We start from the raw sequence: 19794 nt of genomic DNA, 5'->3' as shown, positions 1-19794 counted from the left end.
CCTTGCTCGTCGCACCCAAATCGCTGTGGATTCAGCCGTAGACCGATTCCTTGCCGAAGTGCTTGGTCAGGAGGTAATAGATCACCGCGCGGTACTTGTTGCGCTCGGATTTGCCGTAGGTCTCGATCACCGACTGGATCGCATCCATCAGTTCCGGACCGTCGCTGAGCCCCAGCTTCTTGACCAGGAAGTTCTGCTTTACGGTCTGCAATTCACCGGGCTGAGACCCCGCCACTGTCGCGGCATCGGAATCGTAGATCGCCGGACCGCAGCCGATCGTCACCTTGCGCAGCAGGTCCATATCCGGTTCGGTGCCGCATTTGTTTCGAAGATCATCCGCGTATTGCGCAATGAGATCGTCGCGTTTTCCCATGTCTGTCTCCCCTCTGTGTCCCGTGCATCCGGGCTCTGGCTTTGACTTGCGCAACCTTAGCCGCTCGAGTTAGCAGGGCAACGGTTAAATGGGGCCGGTATTTCCCCGGCGCGGCGACCGCGGCATCCTGGTCGCACCGGGGGGTTCGGCGCAGGATCGAACCCGAGGTCGCCAGAGCCCGACCTGCGCGCGCACGGCGCAGCGCGCACCCGCAGGACGAAAAGTTTATTCCGCTACAACCGGCCTGATGCTGTACCATGTCAACATGATTTCATTGCCTGACAGGCGTGCATTCATGACCACATTGATCAGAGGTATCTCGACACTGGCCCTCGTTGCGGCCTTGTCGATCGCGCCGTCGGTCTCCTTCGCCGACAAGGGCGGTACGCCCAACGCCAATGCCCAGGCCAACGGCAAGGGCAGCGCCAATGCCCACAAGAACAAGCCCGACCCCAACCCCGGTCGCGGCAACGACAGCGCCCCGGCGGACCCCGAGGGTTCCGAGGGTTCCGAGGGTTCCGAGGGTTCCGAGGATCCGGACGACCGAACGTATGAAGACGCAACTGCGGATGACGAAGGGCAATGGGAGGATGAAGACGACGACTTCGAGGCCGACTACTGAGGGCACCCTGACCTGAGCCTCCGCCCGACCGGCGGACCGCTGCCAGAGCGCAGCGCGCAGACCGGACAGCAAAAGGGCCGCCCTGATGGACGGCCCTCCAAAACCCGGTGACTTGCGGTCAGTAACGGTAATGTTCCGGCTTGAACGGGCCTTCCGGCGTCACGCCGATATAGGCCGCCTGCTCGGGCGCCAGCTCGGTCAGCTTGGCGCCGATCTTGGCGAGGTGCAGCTTGGCCACCTTCTCGTCCAGATGCTTGGGCAGGATGTAGACCTGGTTGTCGTATTGCTCGCCCTTGGTCCAGAGCTCGATCTGCGCCAGCACCTGGTTGGTGAAGGACGCCGACATCACGAAGGACGGGTGACCGGTGGCATTGCCGAGGTTCAGCAGACGCCCTTCGGACAGCAGGATAATCTTGTTGCCCGAGGGCATCTCGATCATGTCGACCTGTTCCTTGATGTTGGTCCACTTGTGGTTCTTGAGGTTGGCCACCTGGATCTCGTTGTCGAAGTGGCCGATGTTGCCGACGATGGCCATGTTCTTCATCTCGCGCATGTGCTCGATGCGGATCACGTCCTTGTTGCCGGTGGTGGTGATGAAGATGTCCGCTGACTGAACGACGTCTTCCAGCACGACCACTTCAAACCCGTCCATTGCGGCCTGCAGCGCGCAGATCGGGTCGACCTCGGTCACTTTCACCCGGGCGCCAGCACCGCGCAGCGAGGCGGCCGAGCCCTTGCCGACGTCGCCATAACCGCAGACCACGGCAACCTTGCCGGCCATCATCGTGTCGGTGGCGCGGCGGATGCCGTCGACGAGGCTTTCCTTGCAGCCATACTTGTTGTCGAATTTCGACTTGGTGACAGAGTCGTTGACGTTGATCGCCGGGAAGGGCAGCTGGCCCTTCTTGTGCAGATCATAGAGCCGGTGCACGCCGGTGGTGGTCTCTTCCGAGACACCCTTGATTGCGTCGCGGGTCTTGGTGAACCAGCCGGGGCTTTCCTTCATCCGCTTAGCGATCTGCGCCTTGATCACCTCTTCCTCTTCCGAGCCCGGCACCGCGAGGATATCCTCGCCGGCCTCGGCCCGCGCGCCCAAGAGCACATAGAGCGTGGCGTCGCCGCCATCGTCGAGGATCATGTTGGCGCCTTCGGGGAAGGCGAAGGACTTGTCGAGGTAGTCCCAGTGCTCTTCCAGACTCTGACCCTTGACGGCAAAAACCGGCACGCCGGCCTTGGCAATCGCCGCGGCGGCATGGTCCTGGGTCGAGAAGATGTTGCACGACGCCCAGCGGACATCGGCGCCCAGGGCGGTCAGCGTCTCGATCAGCACGGCGGTCTGGATCGTCATGTGCAGCGATCCCACGATCCGCGCTCCGGCCAGCGGTTGGGCTCCGCCGTATTCCTCGCGCAGGGCCATCAGCCCCGGCATCTCGGTTTCGGCAATATCCAGCTCCTTGCGACCGTAGTCGGCGAGCGAAATGTCTTTGACGACGTAATCTTTGGTCATATCTGCGGTCCTTGCGGCAAGAGCGTTTGGACGGCAGATAGCACCGGCACAGGGTCCGGGCAAGCTGGGGCCGTGGGTCAGCCGGAAACGCCGGCGGGCGCTGCGGCGACGTCATGCCAGTATTCACCGGCGGCCACGACACAGGATATCCCGTCGGGACGGGTCATGATGATGGTAAAGCTTCCCGAATCCGACGACCGCCAGATTTCGATCAGGCGTTGCTCGGTTTGCAGGCCGCCACCGGCCAGGCTTTCGGAAAACTTGCTGCTGAGCGAATCGACCATGTGGTCGCGTGGCATACAGGTGGTCTGGGCCAGCGCAGGGGGGCCAAGGGCGACGGTGCCGAAGACGAGGGATGCGGTGAATAGTCGTTTGAACATGAGCCTACTCCATCAGAGGGGCCCCATGCGATCCGGCACGACGGCCCGGTAAGTGTTATGGTAATTAAATGCGGTCGGCCCGGCTTTGGTTCCATGCACGGGGCCTGACGATCTCGTGCGCGCCTGTGCGTGCCTGTGCGCGCTTGGGACATTGGAGGGCGAAATGGGTTTGCAGCACCGGCACAACCGGGCTAGGACCACGTCCCGAACGGAGACCGCAGATGCCCCCAAAACCCGCGCGCGCATGGCAAAGGATGCTGTCCGGCCGCAGGCTCGACCTGCTCGATCCAACGCCGATGGATGTCGAAATCGAGGATATCGCCCACGGTCTGGCCTTCGTCGCCCGCTGGAACGGTCAGACCCATGGCGATTTCGCCTATACCGTGGCCGAACACTCGCTGCTGGTCGAGGCGCTCTACCGCCGGATGTACCCACGCGCGCCGGTGCGCTGGCAGCTGGCCGCGCTGCTGCATGACGCGCCGGAATACGTGATCGGCGACATGATCTCGCCGGTCAAGGCCGCCATCGGTGCCAGCTACGGCGAGCTCGACGCCAGGCTCACTACCGCCATCCACATCCGCTTCGGCCTGCCTGCCGCCCTGCCCGCCAGCATCAAGAAGCAGATCAAGCGCGCCGACCGGGTGAGCGCCTGGATGGAGGCGGTGCAGATCGCGGGCTTCACCGAAACCGAGGCCAACGGCTTCTTCGGCCGCCCCGACAAGGCACTGACCGAGGGGCTCGCCATCACATTGCGCCCCCCGCGCGAAGTGCGCGACGACTTCACCGCCAGGCACGCCGCGCTGCTGGCGCAGTGCTGACCTGCTCCTTCATCTTGCCGGAAAACCTCCGGGGAGCGTGAGGGGCTGGCCCCTCACTCCCGTCCGCGCCGCAAGCGCCGCCCTCCGCTACTTGGGCGAGCGTTTCGCCAGGATGCGCTGCAGCGTCCGCCGGTGCATGTTGAGCCGCCGCGCTGTCTCGGACACGTTGCGATCGCAAAGCTCGTAGACCCGCTGGATATGTTCCCAGCGCACCCGGTCGGCCGACATCGGGTTTTCCGGTGGCGGCGGCAGGTCATCGCCGCGGGCCAGCAGAGCATTGGTGATGTCGGTGGCATCGGCGGGTTTCGACAGGTAGTCGGTGGCGCCGATCTTGACCGCGGCCACCGCGGTGGCAATCGCACCGTAGCCGGTCAGCACCACGATCCGGCTGTCGGGGCGCTTCTCGCGCAGCACCTCGACCACGTCGAGCCCGTTGCCATCCTCGAGCCGCAGATCGACCACCGCATAGGCCGGCGGCCGCGCGGTGGCGATGGCGCGACCGCCGGCGACGGAGCCCGCGGTCTCGACCTCGAAGCCGCGTTTTTCCATCGCCTTGGCGAGCCGGCGCAGAAAGGGTTCGTCATCGTCGACCAGCAGAAGCGATCTGTCTGTGCCCAGTTCGTGAATTTCCGCCAAATCGTCACTCCTCCCGATGGGTCGTCCGCCCGTGTCAGGCGATTAAAGAGAGTACCCCCGGTGCTGTCAAACCTGCAGGTGCCGGAGAACGGGTGCCGCAAGCGGATCGGTTCTGCCGTCAGGTGGCCGCCTCGATGAAACAGGCCATGCGGTCGGCCATGTCCTCGGGCGAGGTGTCGCGGCGGAAATATTCGACGAAACCATGCTTCGGCAGCACCAGGTAGGAAAAGGTCGAATGATCGACCAGATAGTAGTCGTCGCTCTTGTCCTGCGCCTTGTAATAGGTGCGATAGGCCCGGCTCGCCGCCTGAACCTGCTCCTCGGTTCCGGTCAGCCCGATTGCCTTTTCGTGGTTGTTGAAAGCAAAGTCGCGCACCACCTCTGGCGTGTCGCGCTCGGGGTCGACGGTGATGAACACCGGGGTGGCGGAATGGCCCTTTTCGGCCAGCAGGTCGACCGCTTGGGAGTTGCGGGCAAAATCCAGCGGGCAGACGTCGGGGCAGAAGGTGTAGCCGAAATAGACGATCGCGGGCTCAGTGATCACATCCGCGTCGGTCACTGTCTCGCCGGCGCCATTGACCAGGGTGAAGGGCCCGCCGATGGCATCGGTGCCACCGGCCACCGCGGCGGAGCGGCAGGGGTCGAACGGGTCACCATCGGCCGGGCGCGAGGCATACCAGAGCCCGCCGACAAGGGCGATCACGGCAGCAGAGGCGAGGATGGCGGCAATTCGGACCATGGGCTGGGCCTCCGGAAACAGGATGATGATTGATCGAAACTCGCGGGAGACGTATCAATCTGGGGTTGGGGTTCAAGGGGCAAAACGTAGCAGATGACGGATTTGGGATCGGACTTCCTGACCGAGCACCGCCGGGGCAACTGGGTCCGGCTGCGCACCATGATCATGCTGCGCTGGGCGGCGATCTTCGGCCAGCTTACCGCGCTGATCGTGGCGCAGCGCTGGTTCAACCTCTCGCTCGAGATCGGGCTGTGCTATTTTGCCATCGGCCTCTCGGTCGCCGGCAACCTTGCCGCGATTGCGATCTTTCCGGAAAACAAGCGGCTGAGCTCGACCGAGAACATGCTGATGGGGCTGTTCGACCTGTTGCAGCTGACCTTCCTGCTGTTTCTCACCGGCGGGCTGCACAACCCCTTCGCCATCCTGATGCTCGGCCCGGTGCTGATCTCGGCGGCGGTGCTGAACACCCGGCCGACGATCTTCATCGCCGCCACCGCCATCCTGATGGTCTCTCTGCTGGCGGTCTATCACCTGCCGCTGCACACCGAAGAGGGCTTCGTGCTGCGCACCCCCAATACCTTTGTTTTCGGCAAGTGGCTGGCGATGGTGATCGCGCTGATCTTCCTGTCGGTCTATTCGCGGCGGGTCACCAGCGAGCTGCACACCATGTCGGATGCCGTCACCGCCACCCAGATGGCGCTGGCGCGCGAGCAGAAGCTGACCGATCTGGCCGGCGTGGTGGCAGCGGCGGCGCATGAGCTGGGCACGCCGCTGGCGACGATCAAGCTGGCCAGCGCCGAGATCGCCGAAGAGCTCGACGACCGCCCCGATCTCAAGGAGGATGCGCTGCTGATCCGCGCCCAGGCCGACCGCTGCCGCGACATCCTGCGGTCGATGGGCCGCGCCGGCAAGGAGGACATGCAGGTCCGTCGCGCGCCGCTGTCCGAACTGATCCGCGAGGCCGCCGAGCCGCATGAGGAACGCGGCAAGGTGATCCACTACGAACATGCGCCCGGCCCCGGCGGCGAAGCCACCGTGCCCACCGTCAGCCGCAAGCCCGAGATCATCCACGGGCTGCGCAACCTGGTGCAGAATGCGGTCGATTTCTCGCGCGGGACGGTCTGGATCGACAGCATGTGGACCGACGACCTGATTTCGGTGCGTATCGTCGACGACGGCACCGGCTATCCGCCGCAGCTGCTCGGCCGGATCGGCGATCCCTTTGTCCGCCGGCGGCGCAGCGAGGGCGACCGGCGGCGGCGTCCGGGCTACGAGGGCATGGGCCTCGGCCTGTTCATCGCCAAGACCCTGCTCGAACGCTCCGGCGCCGAGCTGAGCTTTGCCAATGCCACCGCGCCCTACGAGCTGCGCGGCGCGCGGGGCGAGAAATGCGGCGCCGTTATCGAAGTGATCTGGCCGCGCAGCAAGCTCGACGCCCAGATCGGCATGACCCCGGGACCGCTGGGAGAGAACCGGCCGATCGAGGCCTGAAGTCGCCGGCTGCCGGCGCATGTTAAGGGGTTGTTAACCCTGCTGTCGGAAGCTGGCCTCGAGGGAGAGATTCGATGCTGGTCGACCTGACGATTCCCGAACTGGCGGTGCTCTTGGCGGGCAGTCTGCTGGGCACCCTGCTGACCGCACTGGCGCTGCGCCACCGCACGCGGCAGGGTACGGTCTCGGACGAGCGAACCTGCTTTCTGTTTCACGACACCGAGCTGGTGGATGCCACCGGCCCGGCGGCGGTGCTGGCGCAAAAGGGCGAGGTCGAGACCGAGGACCCCTGGCAGGCGCTGCGCGCGGCCTTTCGCGCCCGGTTCGGCGACCTGCCGGAGCGGCCCGGCGATGTCTTTGCCGCGGTTGCCGAGCGCCGGCGCACCTATGCTGCGCTGGCCCCGGAGGATGGCGGCCGGCTGGTGTTCTCGCGGCACGGCGACCGGGTGCGCGTCTCGCTGCTCGATGACGCCCCGGAAGAGTTCGACCGGCAGATCTCCTTCGATCAGGGCCGCGAACTGAGGTTCCTGCGCAATGCGGTGGCCGAGGCGCCCACCCCGATCTGGCTGGTCGACGACAGCGGCCGGGTCACCTGGCAGAACCGCGCCTACAGCCGGCTTGCCGCCCAGACCGGCGGCGCAGCCCCCGGTGACGCGCCGCTCTTTGCCGTGTCCGAGGAAAGCGGACAGGAAATCCCGCTGCGGGTGCCGCTGCAGATGGGCGAGGGCGCGGCCACCAACTGGTTTGCCGTCTCCAGCCGCAGGACGCCGGGCGGGCTGCTCTCCTATGCCAGCAATATCGACGCGGTGGTCCATGCCGAACAGGCGCAGCGCAATTTCGTCCAGACCCTGAGCAAGACCTTTGCCCATCTCTCCACCGGGCTGGCGATCTTCGACCGCAACCAGCGGCTGGCGCTGTTCAACCCGGCGCTGATCGACCTGACCGCCATGCCGGCGGAGTTTCTCACCTCCAAGCCCAGCCTCGCCGCGTTTTTCGACTACCTGCGCGAGCACCAGATCATGCCAGAGCCAAAGAACTACGCGAGCTGGCGTGACAAGATCGGCGCCCTGATCGCCGCCGCGCGCGACGGCCGCTACTCGCGCACCTGGAACCTGCCGTCGGGGCTGACCTACCGGATCACCGGCAAGCCGCATCCCGATGGCGCCATCGCCTTTCTGTTCGAGGATATCAGCGCCGAGATCTCGCTCACCCGGCGGTTTCGTGCCGAGCTCGAGACCAGCCATGCGGTGCTTGACCGGCAGGAAAAGGCGCTGGCGGTGTTTTCGCAGCTCGGGGCTCTGACCTTCTCGAACGAAGCCTTTCGCCAGATGTGGCGCTTCGATCCCGACAGCAGCTTTGCCGAAACCACGGTGCCCGACGTGCTCAAGATCTGGCAGTCGGAATGCGCGCCCTGCCCGGCATGGGAGGGGCTTCAGGGCTTTGTCACCTCCTTCGGCGAACGGCTGCCGCGAGAGGCCGAGGTGCTGCATCACAAGCAGGGCCGGCTGAGCTTCCGGGCCGAGCCGCGGTCGGGCGGGGCGACGCTGGTCTCTTTCACACCGGCCAGCCTCACCCCCGATCGGCCTGAGCGGATCAGCCGATTGCCGGTTCGCCGCTGATCGGCGCCGCTCTCCGGTTTCATGGGTTGCATGGGGCGTCGGGCGCGGTAATGTCCGGCCATGACCGCCTTGCAGATGCTGACCCTGAGCCTGACCTCGCCCGAGGCCACCTGCCGCTTTGCCACCCGGCTGGGCGCGCGATTGATGGCGGGCGACGTGGTTCTGCTCGACGGCGACATCGGCGCCGGCAAGACGCATTTCTCGCGCTGCCTGATCCAGAGCCGCCTGCCGCGGCCGGAGGATGTGCCCTCGCCGACCTTCACCCTGGTCCAGACCTACGAGACCGGCGAGGCCGAGATCTGGCACGCCGATCTCTACCGGCTGGGGGATGTCTCCGAGGTCGAGGAACTGGGGCTGACCGAGGCTTTCGGGGCCGCCATCTGCCTGATCGAATGGCCCGACCGGCTGGGCCCGCTCACCCCCGGCGATGCGCTGCACCTCACCTTCGCGCCCGGCCCGGACGACAGTGCCCGCACCCTGACGCTAAGCTGGAGCGATCCACGTTGGAATGACCTGCCCGGAGCGCTCGCGGCATGAGCCGCGAAGACGCGCTGCAGCGCTTTCTGTCAGAGGCCGGCCGCGACGGCTGGGCCCGCCGCCCGCTGGCCGGCGACGCATCGGCCCGGCGCTACGAGCGGATCTCCGGCAGCACCGGCAGCCTGATCCTGATGGACGCCAACCCCGCCACCTGCGGCTCGGTCCAGCCCTTCCTCGATATCCGCACCCATCTGTTCGGCTTGGGGTTTTCCGCTCCGGCCCTCTGGGCCGAGGACGTCGAGGCCGGCTTCCTCCTGCTCGAGGATTTCGGCGATGCGCTCTTTGCCGAGGTGATGGCGCGCGACCCGGCGCAGGAACACCCGCTCTACCGCAGCGCCGCCGACCTGTTGGCGCGGCTGCACGAGAAACCCCTGCCCCAGGGAATGCAGCCGATGACCGCCGAGGCACTGGCGGCGATGATCGCCCCGGCTTTTGAGGCCTATGCTCCCGAACACGCCAATCGCCTGCCTGCCGCGCAAGCGGCCTTTGCCGAAGCCCTGAAACCCGTGGCCGAGGCGCCCGCTGTCCTGGCCCTGCGCGATTTCCATGCCGAGAACATGGTGCATCTGCCGGGACGCAAGGGCGACCGCCAGGTTGGCCTGCTGGATTTCCAGGACGCTTTTGCCACCCATCCCGCCTACGACCTAGTGTCGATGCTGCAGGACGCCCGGCGCGACCTCTCGCCCGGGACCGAGGACGCGATTATCGCGCACTTTGCCGCGCGCACCGGCACCCCCGAAGCGGCGTTCCGCACCGCCTATGCCCTGCTCGGCGCCCAGCGCAACCTGCGGATCCTCGGCATCTTTTCGCGCCTTGCGGTGACCCGCGGCAAACCACAGTACCTTGCCCTGCAGCCCCGCGTCTGGCGCCATCTGCAGGCCGATCTCGCCCATCCCGCGCTGGCCCGGCTGCGCGACATCCTCGCCCCCCTGCCCAGCCCCGAGGTGCCCGCATGAGCCAACCGCAAGCCGTGCTTCTCTTTGCCGCCGGGCTTGGCACCCGGATGCGGCCGCTCACCGACGACCGGCCGAAACCGCTGGTCGAGGTGGCCGGCCGGACGTTGATCGACCATGCGCTCGACTTGGTGACGCCGCTGGCGCTGCCGCGGGTGGTGGCCAATGCGCATTACCGCGGCGAGATGCTGGCGGCGCATCTGAAGGGCTCCGGCGTGGCCATTTCTCACGAGGCGCCGCAGGTGCTGGAAACCGGCGGCGGTCTGAAACAGGCGCTGCCGCTCCTCGGCCCCGGCCCGGTCTTCACCCTCAACACCGATGCGGTCTGGCGCGGCCCCAATCCGCTGCAGGCGCTTCGCGATGCGTGGAATGCAGAGCGGATGGACGCGCTGTTGCTCTGCGTGCCGCGCGCCCAGGTGCATGGCCACAAGGGCAAGGGCGACTTCCTGATCGGCACCGACGGCCAGCTCACCCGTGGGCCCGGCGCGGTCTATTCCGGGCTGCAGATCATCAAGACCGAGGCGCTGGCGCGGATCGACAAGCAAGTGTTTTCCATGTGGGACCTCTGGCAGCCGATGCTCGACGCCGGGCGCATGCACGGGCTGGCCTATGGTGGCGACTGGTGCGACGTGGGCCATCCGCAAGCCATTGAAATCGCAGAGGACATGCTGGCTTATGTTTGAGCGTCTCGCCACTCCGCGCGTCTTTGGCCTGCCGCCGGGCGTGGATTTCCCGCAGGCGCTGGTCGCCGGGTTGCTGGCGCGCACCGAGGGCAAGCCGCCGGAGGCGCTGGCCCGCGTCGAGCTGATCGTCAACACCGAGCGCATGCGCCGCCGGATCCGCGCGATCTTTGACGCCGGCCCGCCCCGTGCCCTGCCGCGGATCCGCGTGCTGAGCGAGGTCGCGCCGCCCTGGACCGCCGATATCCCCGAGCCGGTCTCGCCGCTGCAACGCCGGCTGGAGCTGGTGCAACTGGTCTCCGGCCTGCTCGAGGCGCAGCCCGACATGGCACCGCGCGCCGCGCTGTTCGATCTGGCGGATTCGCTGGCCGGGCTGATGGACGAAATGCAGGGCGAGGGCGTGACCCCCGCCGATATCGACGCGCTCGACGTCACCGACCAGTCGGGCCACTGGCAGCGCTCGCGCGATTTCCTGTCGATCGTGCAGCGGTTCTTCGACCCCGAAACCGATGCGCCCGACGGTACCGCACGGCTCAGGATGATCACCGAGGCGCTGGTGGCCCATTGGCAGACCGACCCGCCCGATCACCCGGTGATCCTCGCCGGCTCCACCGGCTCACGCGGGGCAGCCTCGCTGCTGATGCAGGCGGTGGCGCATCTGCCGCAGGGCGCGGTGGTGCTGCCCGGCTTTGATTTCGACATGAAACCGGCCAATTGGGCGGCGCTGGACCAGGCGCTGGTGTCCGAAGATCACCCGCAATACCGCTTCGCCAAGCTGATGCGCGCGCTGGGGCGCGCCCCCGAGGAGGTGCATCTCTGGCACCGCACCGCCGCGCCTTGCCCGCCACGCAACCGCCTGATTTCCCTGGCGCTTCGTCCGGCGCCTGTGACCGATGCCTGGCTGGCCGAGGGACCGAAGCTCACCGGGCTCGACCAGGCCTGCGCCGATGTCACGCTGATCGAGGCGCAGAGCCGGCGCGAAGAGGCGCTGACCATCGCGCTGCGCCTGAGACAGGCCGCCGAGGACGGGCAGTCCGCGGCGCTGATCACCCCCGACCGGCAGCTCACCCGGCAGGTCACCGCCACGCTCGACCGCTGGGGCATCATTCCCGACGACAGCGCAGGCATCCCGCTGCAGCTGACCGCGCCGGGGCGGTTCCTGCGCCACGTGGCGGCGCTCTTTGCCGCGCCGCTGGATGCGCCGGCGCTGCTGACGCTATTGAAACATCCGCTCTGCCACTCCGGCGAAGGGCGCAACGATCACCTGCGGCTGACCCGCGATCTGGAGCTGCGCCTGCGCCGCCATGGCCCGCCGTTCCCCGACGCCGAGATGCTCCGCGGGTTTGCCGAGGACCGCAAGGCGCCGGACTGGGGCGCGTGGCTCACACAGCTTTGCGGTCAGGACGGGCGCGGGCCGATGCCGCTGACCGAGTGGCTGGAGCGGCACCGGGCGCTGGCCGAGGCGCTGGCGGCGGGGCACACGCGCGACGGCGCCGGCAATCTCTGGGTGCAGGTCGCCGGCATCGAGACGCTGGCGCTGATCCGCAAGCTGGAAGAGGCCGCGCCGCATGGTGGCACCCTCTCGGCGCGCGATTACGTCGATCTCTTCGGCGCGGTGCTGGGCCGCGAGGAGCAGCGCGACCGTGACCTCGGCCACCCGCATATCCGCATCTGGGGCACGCTCGAGGCCCGCGTCATGGGGGCCGATCTGTTGATCCTCGGCGGGCTTAACGAAGGGTCCTGGCCCGAGCCGCCGAGCCCCGATCCCTGGCTCAACCGCGTGCTGCGCGACAAGGCCGGGCTTTTGCTGCCCGAACGGCGCATCGGCCTGTCGGCGCATGATTTCCAGCAGGCTGTAGGCGCACGCGAGGTCTGGCTGACCCGCTCGGTGCGCTCCGACGATGCCGAGACCGTGCCCTCGCGCTGGCTCAACCGGCTGACCAACCTGCTGCGCGGTCTCGGGCCCGCGGGCCGCGAGGCCCATGCCGGGATGCGCGCGCGCGGCCACGACTGGCTGGCGCTGGCCCATGCGGTGGAGAAGGTCACGCCCACGGCCCCCGCACCGCGCCCCTCGCCGAAACCACCGGTGGCCGCCCGGCCGACGCAGCTCTCGGTGACCGAGATCAAGCGGCTGATCCGCGACCCTTACGCGATCTACGCCAAGCACGTGCTGCGGCTGCGCCCGCTCGACAGCCTTGCCAAGGCGCCGGATGCGCTCCTGCGCGGGATTATCGCTCACAAGGTGCTGGAGGATTTCGTCGGCGCCAGCGTCAAGGACCCCGGGCGGCTCAGCCGGTCCGAGTTGCTGGCGACCACCGCGCAGGTCTTGGGCGACGAGGTGCCGTGGCCCTCGGCGCGGGCGATGTGGCAGGCGCGGGTGGCCCGGGTCGCCGACGGGTTCATCGAGGATGAGGCCGCGCGGCAGGCCGACGCCTTGCCGATCCGCTTCGAGGTCAAGGGCGCGCGCGAGATCGCGCGGCTGGGCTTCCGCCTGACCTGCGAGGCCGACCGCATCGACCGTTCGCGCGAGGATGGCCAGCTGCTGCTTTACGATTACAAGACTGGCAAGCCGCCGGGACCGGCCGAGCAAAAGCATTTCGACAAGCAGCTGCTGCTCGAGGCGGCGGTGGCCGAGGCCGGCGGGTTTGACGGGCTGGAACCGGCGCAGGTGGCCCGCGCGGTCTATCTCGGGCTGGGCTCGACCCCGAAAAACCGCGAGGCACCGCTGGCCGAGGCGCCGCCGGCCGCGGTCTGGGCGCAGTTCGAGACGCTGATCGCGCGCTACATGGAGGAGAGCCAAGGCTTTACCGCCCGGCGCGCCATGCAAAAGGCCGACGACACCGGCGATTACGACCAGCTCGCCCGCTTCGGCGAATGGGAGCTGACAGACGACCCAGACGGAAGGCCGGTGCCATGACCCAGCGCGACGAGGCCACCCAGCGCCAGATCGAGGCGGCGCATCCCGACCGCTCCACATGGCTGGCCGCCAATGCCGGCTCGGGCAAGACACGGGTGCTCACCGACCGGGTGGCGCGGCTGTTGTTGCAGGGCGTGCTGCCGGAACACATCCTCTGCCTGACCTACACCAAGGCCGCCGCCAGCGAGATGCAGAACCGGCTGTTCCAGCGCCTCGGCGACTGGGCGATGAAGGATGACGCGGCGCTGCACCACGCGCTGCATGATCTCGGCATCGAGGGGCATATTTCCGAGGATGACCTGCGCCGCGCCCGCACGCTCTTTGCCCGCGCCATCGAGACGCCGGGCGGGTTGAAAATTCAGACGATCCACTCGTTCTGCGCCGCCATCCTGCGGCGGTTTCCGCTCGAGGCCGGGGTCTCGCCGCAGTTCAAGGAGATGGAGGACCGCGCCGCCGCCCTGCTGCGCGCCGAGATCGTCGACGAAATGGCCGATGGCGCCGCCGCCGGCACGGTCGAGGCGCTGGCCGCGCATCTGACCGCCCCGGATTTCGCCGAGATCACCACCGAGATCGTGCGCCACCGTCAGCTCTTGGCCCGCCCCTTGCCGCGCAGCGAGCTGCACGCGCTCTTTGGCCTGCCGGAAGAGGCCAGCGAGGACTGGCTCTTGGCCCAGGTCTTCGTTGGCGGCGAGATCGAGATGCTGGCCGAGGTGGCCGAGGCCTGCGCCGGCAGCGGCGCGAATGACCAGAAGGCGGCGGCGAAACTGCGCCGGATCACCGCGCCGGACATCGAGGCACTGGGCGTTCTCGAAGGCGTGCTGCTGAACGGCGCCAGCGCCAAGGCCGGGCCCTATTCCGCCAAGATCAACGGTTTTCCCACCAAGGGTCTGCGAGAGGGTGCGCTAGCCGGGTCGATGGGCCGACTGGAGGATCTGATGCGCCGCGTCGAGGAGGCCCGCGATACCCGCTGCGCGCTCTCGGCCGTGCGGAAAACCGAACCCTTGCAGGGCTTTGCCGCCGAATTCCTGCCGCGCTACGAGGCCGCGAAACTGGCCCGGGGATGGCTCGATTTCGATGACCTGATTCACAAGACGCTGGCGCTCTTGACCGACCGCAAGGTGGCGCAATGGGTGCTTTACCGGCTGGATGGCGGCATCGATCACATCCTCGTCGACGAGGCGCAGGACACCAGCCCGGTGCAATGGCGGGTGATCGAGGAGCTGGCGCGCGAGTTCACCAGTGGCGAGGGCGCGCGCACGGATGTGGCGCGCACGATCTTTGTGGTCGGTGACAAGAAGCAGTCGATCTATTCCTTCCAGGGCGCCGATCCGGCCGAGTTCGACCGGATGAAGGCCGAGTTCGCCCTGCGATTGCGCGCCGCCGACCAGCCGCTGCAGGACACCACGCTGCAGTTCTCCTTCCGCTCGTCCGAGGCGATCCTGCGGCTGGTCGACACGCTGTTCGAGGCCCGCGCGCGGTCGGGCTTTTCGCGCGAAGAAACCCACCGGGCCTTCAAGTCCGACATGGGCGGGCGCGTCGATCTCTGGCCGCTGGTCGAGAAGTCGAGCGACGGCGAGACCGGCGACTGGGACGATCCGGTCGACCTGCCCTCAGACACCCATCACACCGTCCTTCTTGCGCGACGGATTGCCCGGGAAATCAAGCGGATGCTGGCGGCGAACACGCCGATCCCGTGGAAGAAGGAGCCGCATGGCTGGGCCGGGCGCGTCGCCACCCCCGGCGATTTCCTGATCCTCGTGCAGCGCCGCTCAGACCTCTTTGCCGAGATCATCCGCGCCTGCAAGGAAGAGGGGCTGCCGATCGCCGGGGCTGACCGGCTCAAGGTCGGCGCGGAACTGGCGGTGCGCGACCTCGCGGCGCTGCTCAACTGGCTGGCACTGCCGGAGGATGACCTGAGCCTCGCCACGGTGCTGAAGTCGCCGCTGGGCGGCTGGGACGAGGCGCAGCTTTTCGATCTCGCCCATGGGCGCGAGCAGAAATACCTTTGGCGCGAGCTGGCAGCGCGGCAGGCCGAGTTTCCCGCGCTCTGGGCGATGCTCACCGACCTGCAGAACGCCGCCGATTTCATGCGGCCCTATGACCTGATCGAGCGTATCCTGACCCGCCACGAGGGCCGCAAAAAGCTGCTGTCGCGACTGGGCACCGAGGCCGAGGATGGCATCAACGCCCTGCTCAGTCAGGCGCTGGCCTACGAGAAGACCGAAATCCCCAGCCTCACCGGCTTCCTGATCTGGATGGAGACCGACGATCTCGAGATCAAGCGGCAGATGGATGCCGCCGGCGACCGCATCCGGGTGATGACGGTGCATGGCTCCAAGGGGCTCGAGGCACCGATCGTGATCCTGCCGGACACCGCCAAACGGGTGGTGCAACTGCGCGACGTGCTGCTGCCGATGGGCGAAACGGCGGTGTGGAAGAGCGCCGCGACCGAGTGTCCGCGCGCCATGTCCGAGGCGCTGGAAGAGGCCAAGGAACGCCAGCGGCAGGAGCGTGACCGGCTGCTCTACGTGGCGATGACCCGGGCCGAGACCTGGCTGATCGTCGCCGCCGCCGGCGATCTCGGCAAGGATGGCGAGAGCTGGTACGAAGGCGTCGCCGCGGCGATGCAGGCGGTCAACGCCGCGCCGCAGGGCTTTGCCTTCGGCGAGGGGCTGCGGTTCGAGAGCGGCGACTGGCCGCGGGTGGCTGCCATGCCCGAGCCGCCGGAAGACCCCGGGGCCGTCGCCCTGCCCGACTGGGCCACACGCCCCGCCGCGGTGCCCGTGCCACCGCTCGAGACCCGCTCCCCTTCGGACCTGGGCGGCGCCCATGCGCTGGCCGGCGTTCTGGGCCAGGACGAGGCGCCCGCCAAACGCCATGGCACGCTGGTGCATCTGGCGCTGGAGCGGCTGTCAGACCTGCCAGAGGCCGCCCGCGCGCGGCGCCCCCAGGACCCGCTGCGCGCGCTGGCGCATGATGAGGCCTGCGCGGTGCTGGCCCATCCCGAGATGGCGGCGCTCTTTGCCCCCGGCACGCTCTGCGAGGTGGCGGTCAGCGCCGATGTGGCTGGACTGGGCCGGATGCATGGGGTGATCGACCGGTTGGTGATCGGCGAGCGCCAAGTGCTCGCGGTGGATTTCAAAACCAACGCCACCCTGCCAGACCGCCCAGAGGCCACGCCCGAGGCGCTGCTGCGTCAGATGGGGGCCTACCGCGAGATGCTTAAGCACCTCTATCCAAAGCATGAAATCGAGACCGCCATTCTCTGGACGCGGGGGCCCTTGCTGATGAGCCTGCCACACGATCTTGTGACGGCCGCGCTGGCGCGCACTACATCGCCTTGACGCCGCTGGGGGGCGTACTTACCTTCGCCCTCCAAACGACCCAATCGACTCATCAGGAGAAAGCCCATGGCCACCGTTGCCGTCACCGACGCGACCTTCGACGCCGAAGTTCGTAATTCCGACATCCCCGTGGTGGTGGATTTCTGGGCCGAGTGGTGCGGCCCCTGCAAGCAGATCGGCCCGGCGCTCGAAGAGCTTGCGGCGCAGTATGACGGCAAGGTGAAGATCGCCAAGGTCGATGTCGACAGCAACCCCGACACCGCCGCCCAGCTGGGCATCCGCGGCATCCCGGCGCTGTTCCTGTTCAAGGGCGGCGAGCCGGTGTCGAACAAGACCGGCGCCGCGCCCAAGGCCGCGCTGCAGAGCTGGATCGAAGAAAACATCGGCTGAGGTCAGCTGATTTATTGCACTGTGGAGGGGTCGCCTGTTGGGCGGCCCTTTTTCTTGGCGCCGACCTCTCGCAAGCCGCGCATCGCCGGGCCGCGATGCGGCGATGCGACTTTTGTGAAGGCCACTTTACCCCGGCAAATCCGTACGACTTCCGATCATCGCGCTTGTGGCGGCCAAATCGCCGCGTCTGGGGGCGACGTCATGCCGGAGGCATGCCTTCGGGATAACGATGCGCGGCGGTGCGCGGCGGTCTGCGCCCGCTGTTAACCCGCGTTTACAATGCCGCGGCGACTGGCGCGCGCCCGTAGGGTGGGTTTCCAACCCACCGCCCCTTCCGCTCCCCCGCGATCTGCCCCATCCTGCCGGCATGACCGACCTCACCCCCCACGACCTCGCCGAGCTCACCGCCCGCCGCCAGGAGCTGCACCGCTTCCCCGAGGTCTCCGGCGCCGAACACGCCACTGCGAACCGTATCGCCGCCTGGCTGGCCGAACACGCCCCCGACGAGATCCTCAGCGATCTCGGCGGCCATGGCATTGCCGCGGTCTTCACCGGCGCCGCCCCCGGCCCCACCGTGCTCTTCCGCTGCGAACTTGACGCCCTGCCGATCACAGAGACTCCCGGCCGCGCCCACGGCTCGCAACACCCCGGCACCGCGCATCTCTGCGGCCATGACGGCCACATGGCGATCCTGCTGGGTCTCGCCCGCCTGCTGCACCGCACCCCGCCGGCCCGCGGGCGGATCGTGCTGCTGTTCCAGCCCGCCGAGGAAACCGGCGCCGGCGCGGCCGCCGTGCTTGCCGATCCGCGGTTCGCCGCGTTGCGCCCGGACTACGCCTTTGCCCTGCACAACCGACCGGGTCTGCCGCTTGGCCATGTCGGTCTCGCCCTAGGACCCGTCAACTGCGCCTCGCGTGGCATGGAGATCACCCTGCGCGGCCGCGAGGCCCATGCCTCGGAGCCGGAGAACGGGGTCTCGCCTATGCCGGCTTTGGCGCGTCTGATGCCGGCGCTGACCGCCCTCGGCCGCGGCCGGATCGAGGAGGCGCGCTTTGCCAGCGTCACCCTGACATATGCCCGGCTGGGCCGGCCGGCCTTTGGCGTGGCGCCGGGCGAGGCGGTGCTGATGGCCACCCTGCGCACCCGCGTCGACAGCGAGATGCAGGCGCTCTGCGACGCGGCGCTGGCACTGGTGCAAGAGACCGCCGCAGCCTGTGGGCTGAGCGCCGAGGTTGCCTGGCACGACGTCTTCCACCACTGCGAGAATGACCCCGAGGCCACCGCCCTCCTGCAAGCCTCGCTCGACGCGCTGGGGATGGCGCATGACCACGCCGGCTGCCCGATGCGCGCGTCCGAGGATTTCGGCCGCTTCGCCACAGTCGCCAAGTCCGCCATGCTCTTCCTCGGTGCCGGCGCGGCGCATCCGGCGCTGCACACCCCGGAGTATGATTTTCCCGACGCGCTGATCGCGCCGGCGGTGCGGCTCTTCGATCACCTGTCGCGCCGGCTGGTCGGGCCCTTGCATGGGGCGGATGCGGGTTCCATATAGGCCGAAACCGAAAGGAAGACCCATGAGCGAAGAATTCCCCGGCTGGCACGGCACCACGATCATCGGCGTCAAGAAGGACGGCAAGGTGGTGATCGCCGGCGACGGACAGGTCAGCCTCGGCCAGACCGTGATCAAGGGCACTGCCCGCAAGGTGCGCCGCATCTCGCCCGGCGGCTCTGACGTGGTCTGCGGCTTTGCCGGCTCGACCGCCGATGCCTTCACCCTTCTGGAACGGCTCGAGGCCAAGCTCGAGGGCACCCCCGGTCAACTGGCGCGCGGCTGTGTCGAACTGGCCAAGGACTGGCGCACCGACAAGTACCTGCAGAAGCTCGAGGCGATGCTGATCGTGTCGGACGGCGAGCAGATGTTCGTGATCACCGGCGCCGGCGACGTTCTGGAACCCGAGCATGACGTGACCGCCATCGGCTCTGGCGGCAACTATGCGCTGGCCGCGGCGCGCGGGCTGATGGAGACCGACCTCAGCGCCGAAGAGGTCGCGCGCAAGGCAATGGCGATCGCCGCCGACATCTGCGTCTATACCAACGGCAACCTGACGGTGGAGACCATCGGCGGCTAACGCTTGCGCTGCGCTTCCATGTAGCTGCGCAAGACAGCGTTCATCCGGGTCTGGTAGCCTTTTCCTTCACTGCGGAAGAACGCGATAATATCCGGATCGAGCCGAAGAGAGATCAGCTTCTTCGGCTCGGGTTCCACGAGTTCTGCCGAAGTCCAGTCGACCTCAAACTCCGGTTCGCCCTCATTGTCGCCTGCCGCGTGCAGACGGTTCCAGTCAGTGAGGCTCTTCATCCCCCGAATTTCTTCGAGAGAGAAGCGCGTAGTATTGTTCTCGCTCATTTCGTCGGGCCCTCCGGGCTGTGATGATGCGGATAGCGTCGTCGCGGATGGTGAAAATTACTGAGATCGTCTCTTGGTCGAGTTCACCAACTGCTAACTTGCGGCTTTCGATTTCGCTGCGCGCACCAACCACAAGGTGCGTTGTCGAAAAAATTTCTACAGCATCAACGAAGTCGATGCCGTGCTTTTCTAAGGTTGCCTGTCGTTTGGCTTCGTCCCATTCGAACATGAAGGAAAACTCCTCGTACTTCCTGCTGTTTCATTTTTTCTCCCTCATGCTTTTCGGTCCGTTGTATCTATGGATTGTAGATACACTACGTATCTACAAACCTCAACCCCTTCAAATCCTCCGCCGCCATGCGTATCTGTCCTACAACGTGAAAA

At 67.3% G+C, this 19794-nt stretch carries 19 protein-coding genes; 12 read left to right on the top strand and 7 right to left on the bottom strand.

Annotated features, from left to right (window positions below; genetic code table 11):
- Window positions 1–31 precede the first annotated feature (31 nt).
- Window positions 32–373, bottom strand: coding sequence for a DUF2853 family protein (locus tag VOI27_RS03360; RefSeq protein WP_323763876.1), 342 nt, complete (start codon window positions 371–373; stop codon window positions 32–34).
- A gap of 295 nt (window positions 374–668) precedes the next feature.
- Between VOI27_RS03360 and VOI27_RS03355 the strand changes: the two genes are divergently transcribed.
- Entirely contained in the window at window positions 669–995 is a 327-nt protein-coding gene (locus tag VOI27_RS03355; RefSeq protein WP_323763875.1) for a hypothetical protein, read from the top strand.
- Between the two features lie 118 nt (window positions 996–1113).
- Here the strand turns inward: VOI27_RS03355 and ahcY are convergent, their stop codons facing one another.
- Window positions 1114–2502 carry an adenosylhomocysteinase gene (gene ahcY, locus VOI27_RS03350; protein ID WP_323763874.1) on the bottom strand — a complete coding sequence of 463 codons (1389 nt, stop codon included), beginning with the start codon at window positions 2500–2502 and terminating at the stop codon, window positions 1114–1116.
- 77 nt (window positions 2503–2579) lie between these two features.
- A complete protein-coding gene (locus tag VOI27_RS03345) occupies window positions 2580–2882 on the bottom strand; it encodes a hypothetical protein (protein WP_323763873.1) in 303 nt (100 codons plus the stop codon).
- Between the two features lie 221 nt (window positions 2883–3103).
- Between VOI27_RS03345 and VOI27_RS03340 the strand changes: the two genes are divergently transcribed.
- A complete protein-coding gene (locus tag VOI27_RS03340; RefSeq protein WP_323763872.1) occupies window positions 3104–3700 on the top strand; it encodes an HD family hydrolase in 597 nt (198 codons plus the stop codon).
- Between the two features lie 87 nt (window positions 3701–3787).
- Here the strand turns inward: VOI27_RS03340 and VOI27_RS03335 are convergent, their stop codons facing one another.
- Window positions 3788–4336 (bottom strand): ActR/PrrA/RegA family redox response regulator transcription factor, encoded by a 549-nt coding sequence (locus VOI27_RS03335; protein ID WP_323763871.1) that lies wholly within the window; start codon window positions 4334–4336, stop codon window positions 3788–3790.
- A gap of 118 nt (window positions 4337–4454) precedes the next feature.
- Entirely contained in the window at window positions 4455–5075 is a 621-nt protein-coding gene (locus VOI27_RS03330; RefSeq protein WP_323763870.1) for an SCO family protein, read from the bottom strand.
- Window positions 5076–5168: 93 nt separating this feature from the next.
- Between VOI27_RS03330 and regB the strand changes: the two genes are divergently transcribed.
- The 10 genes from regB to hslV all read left to right on the top strand — a co-directional run bounded on the left by regB (window position 5169) and on the right by hslV (window position 19132).
- Window positions 5169–6566 (top strand): sensor histidine kinase RegB, encoded by a 1398-nt coding sequence (gene regB, locus VOI27_RS03325; RefSeq protein ID WP_323763869.1) that lies wholly within the window; start codon window positions 5169–5171, stop codon window positions 6564–6566.
- Window positions 6567–6640: 74 nt separating this feature from the next.
- Window positions 6641–8185 carry a PAS-domain containing protein gene (locus tag VOI27_RS03320; protein ID WP_323763868.1) on the top strand — a complete coding sequence of 515 codons (1545 nt, stop codon included), beginning with the start codon at window positions 6641–6643 and terminating at the stop codon, window positions 8183–8185.
- Window positions 8186–8245: 60 nt separating this feature from the next.
- Window positions 8246–8722 carry a tRNA (adenosine(37)-N6)-threonylcarbamoyltransferase complex ATPase subunit type 1 TsaE gene (gene tsaE / locus VOI27_RS03315; protein ID WP_323763867.1) on the top strand — a complete coding sequence of 159 codons (477 nt, stop codon included), beginning with the start codon at window positions 8246–8248 and terminating at the stop codon, window positions 8720–8722.
- Window positions 8719–9678: an aminoglycoside phosphotransferase family protein gene (locus VOI27_RS03310; RefSeq protein ID WP_323763866.1), complete on the top strand. Its 960-nt coding sequence runs from the start codon at window positions 8719–8721 to the stop codon at window positions 9676–9678. Before tsaE ends, VOI27_RS03310 begins: the two co-directional genes overlap by 4 nt.
- On the top strand, window positions 9675–10358 hold the full coding sequence (locus tag VOI27_RS03305; RefSeq protein ID WP_323763865.1) for a nucleotidyltransferase family protein: 684 nt from the start codon (window positions 9675–9677) through the stop codon (window positions 10356–10358). Before VOI27_RS03310 ends, VOI27_RS03305 begins: the two co-directional genes overlap by 4 nt.
- Window positions 10351–13272 (top strand): double-strand break repair protein AddB, encoded by a 2922-nt coding sequence (gene addB / locus VOI27_RS03300; protein WP_323763864.1) that lies wholly within the window; start codon window positions 10351–10353, stop codon window positions 13270–13272. Before VOI27_RS03305 ends, addB begins: the two co-directional genes overlap by 8 nt.
- Entirely contained in the window at window positions 13269–16616 is a 3348-nt protein-coding gene (gene addA, locus VOI27_RS03295; protein WP_323763863.1) for a double-strand break repair helicase AddA, read from the top strand. The genes addB and addA overlap by 4 nt, the downstream gene beginning before the upstream one ends.
- A 66-nt stretch (window positions 16617–16682) precedes the next feature.
- Complete coding sequence (gene trxA / locus VOI27_RS03290) at window positions 16683–17006, top strand: thioredoxin (protein ID WP_323763862.1); 324 nt, start codon at window positions 16683–16685, stop codon at window positions 17004–17006.
- A 367-nt stretch (window positions 17007–17373) separates the two neighbouring features.
- Window positions 17374–18555 (top strand): amidohydrolase, encoded by a 1182-nt coding sequence (locus VOI27_RS03285; RefSeq protein ID WP_323763861.1) that lies wholly within the window; start codon window positions 17374–17376, stop codon window positions 18553–18555.
- A gap of 22 nt (window positions 18556–18577) precedes the next feature.
- Window positions 18578–19132, top strand: a complete 555-nt coding sequence (hslV, locus tag VOI27_RS03280) for an ATP-dependent protease subunit HslV (protein ID WP_323763860.1) — start codon at window positions 18578–18580, stop codon at window positions 19130–19132.
- On the opposite strand, the gene VOI27_RS03275 is transcribed toward hslV, so the two are convergent.
- Window positions 19129–19362 carry a BrnA antitoxin family protein gene (locus tag VOI27_RS03275; RefSeq protein WP_323763859.1) on the bottom strand — a complete coding sequence of 78 codons (234 nt, stop codon included), beginning with the start codon at window positions 19360–19362 and terminating at the stop codon, window positions 19129–19131. The two genes, hslV and VOI27_RS03275, sit on opposite strands and share 4 nt — an antisense overlap.
- Window positions 19346–19639, bottom strand: a complete 294-nt coding sequence (locus VOI27_RS03270; protein WP_323763858.1) for a BrnT family toxin — start codon at window positions 19637–19639, stop codon at window positions 19346–19348. The genes VOI27_RS03275 and VOI27_RS03270 overlap by 17 nt, the downstream gene beginning before the upstream one ends.
- Window positions 19640–19794 lie beyond the last annotated feature (155 nt).

The organism is Marinovum sp. (assembly GCF_034669705.1).
GTDB lineage: Bacteria > Pseudomonadota > Alphaproteobacteria > Rhodobacterales > Rhodobacteraceae > Marinovum.
Note: the sequence above shows the minus strand (reverse complement) of the source record. Positions and strands in the feature narration are given on the sequence as shown.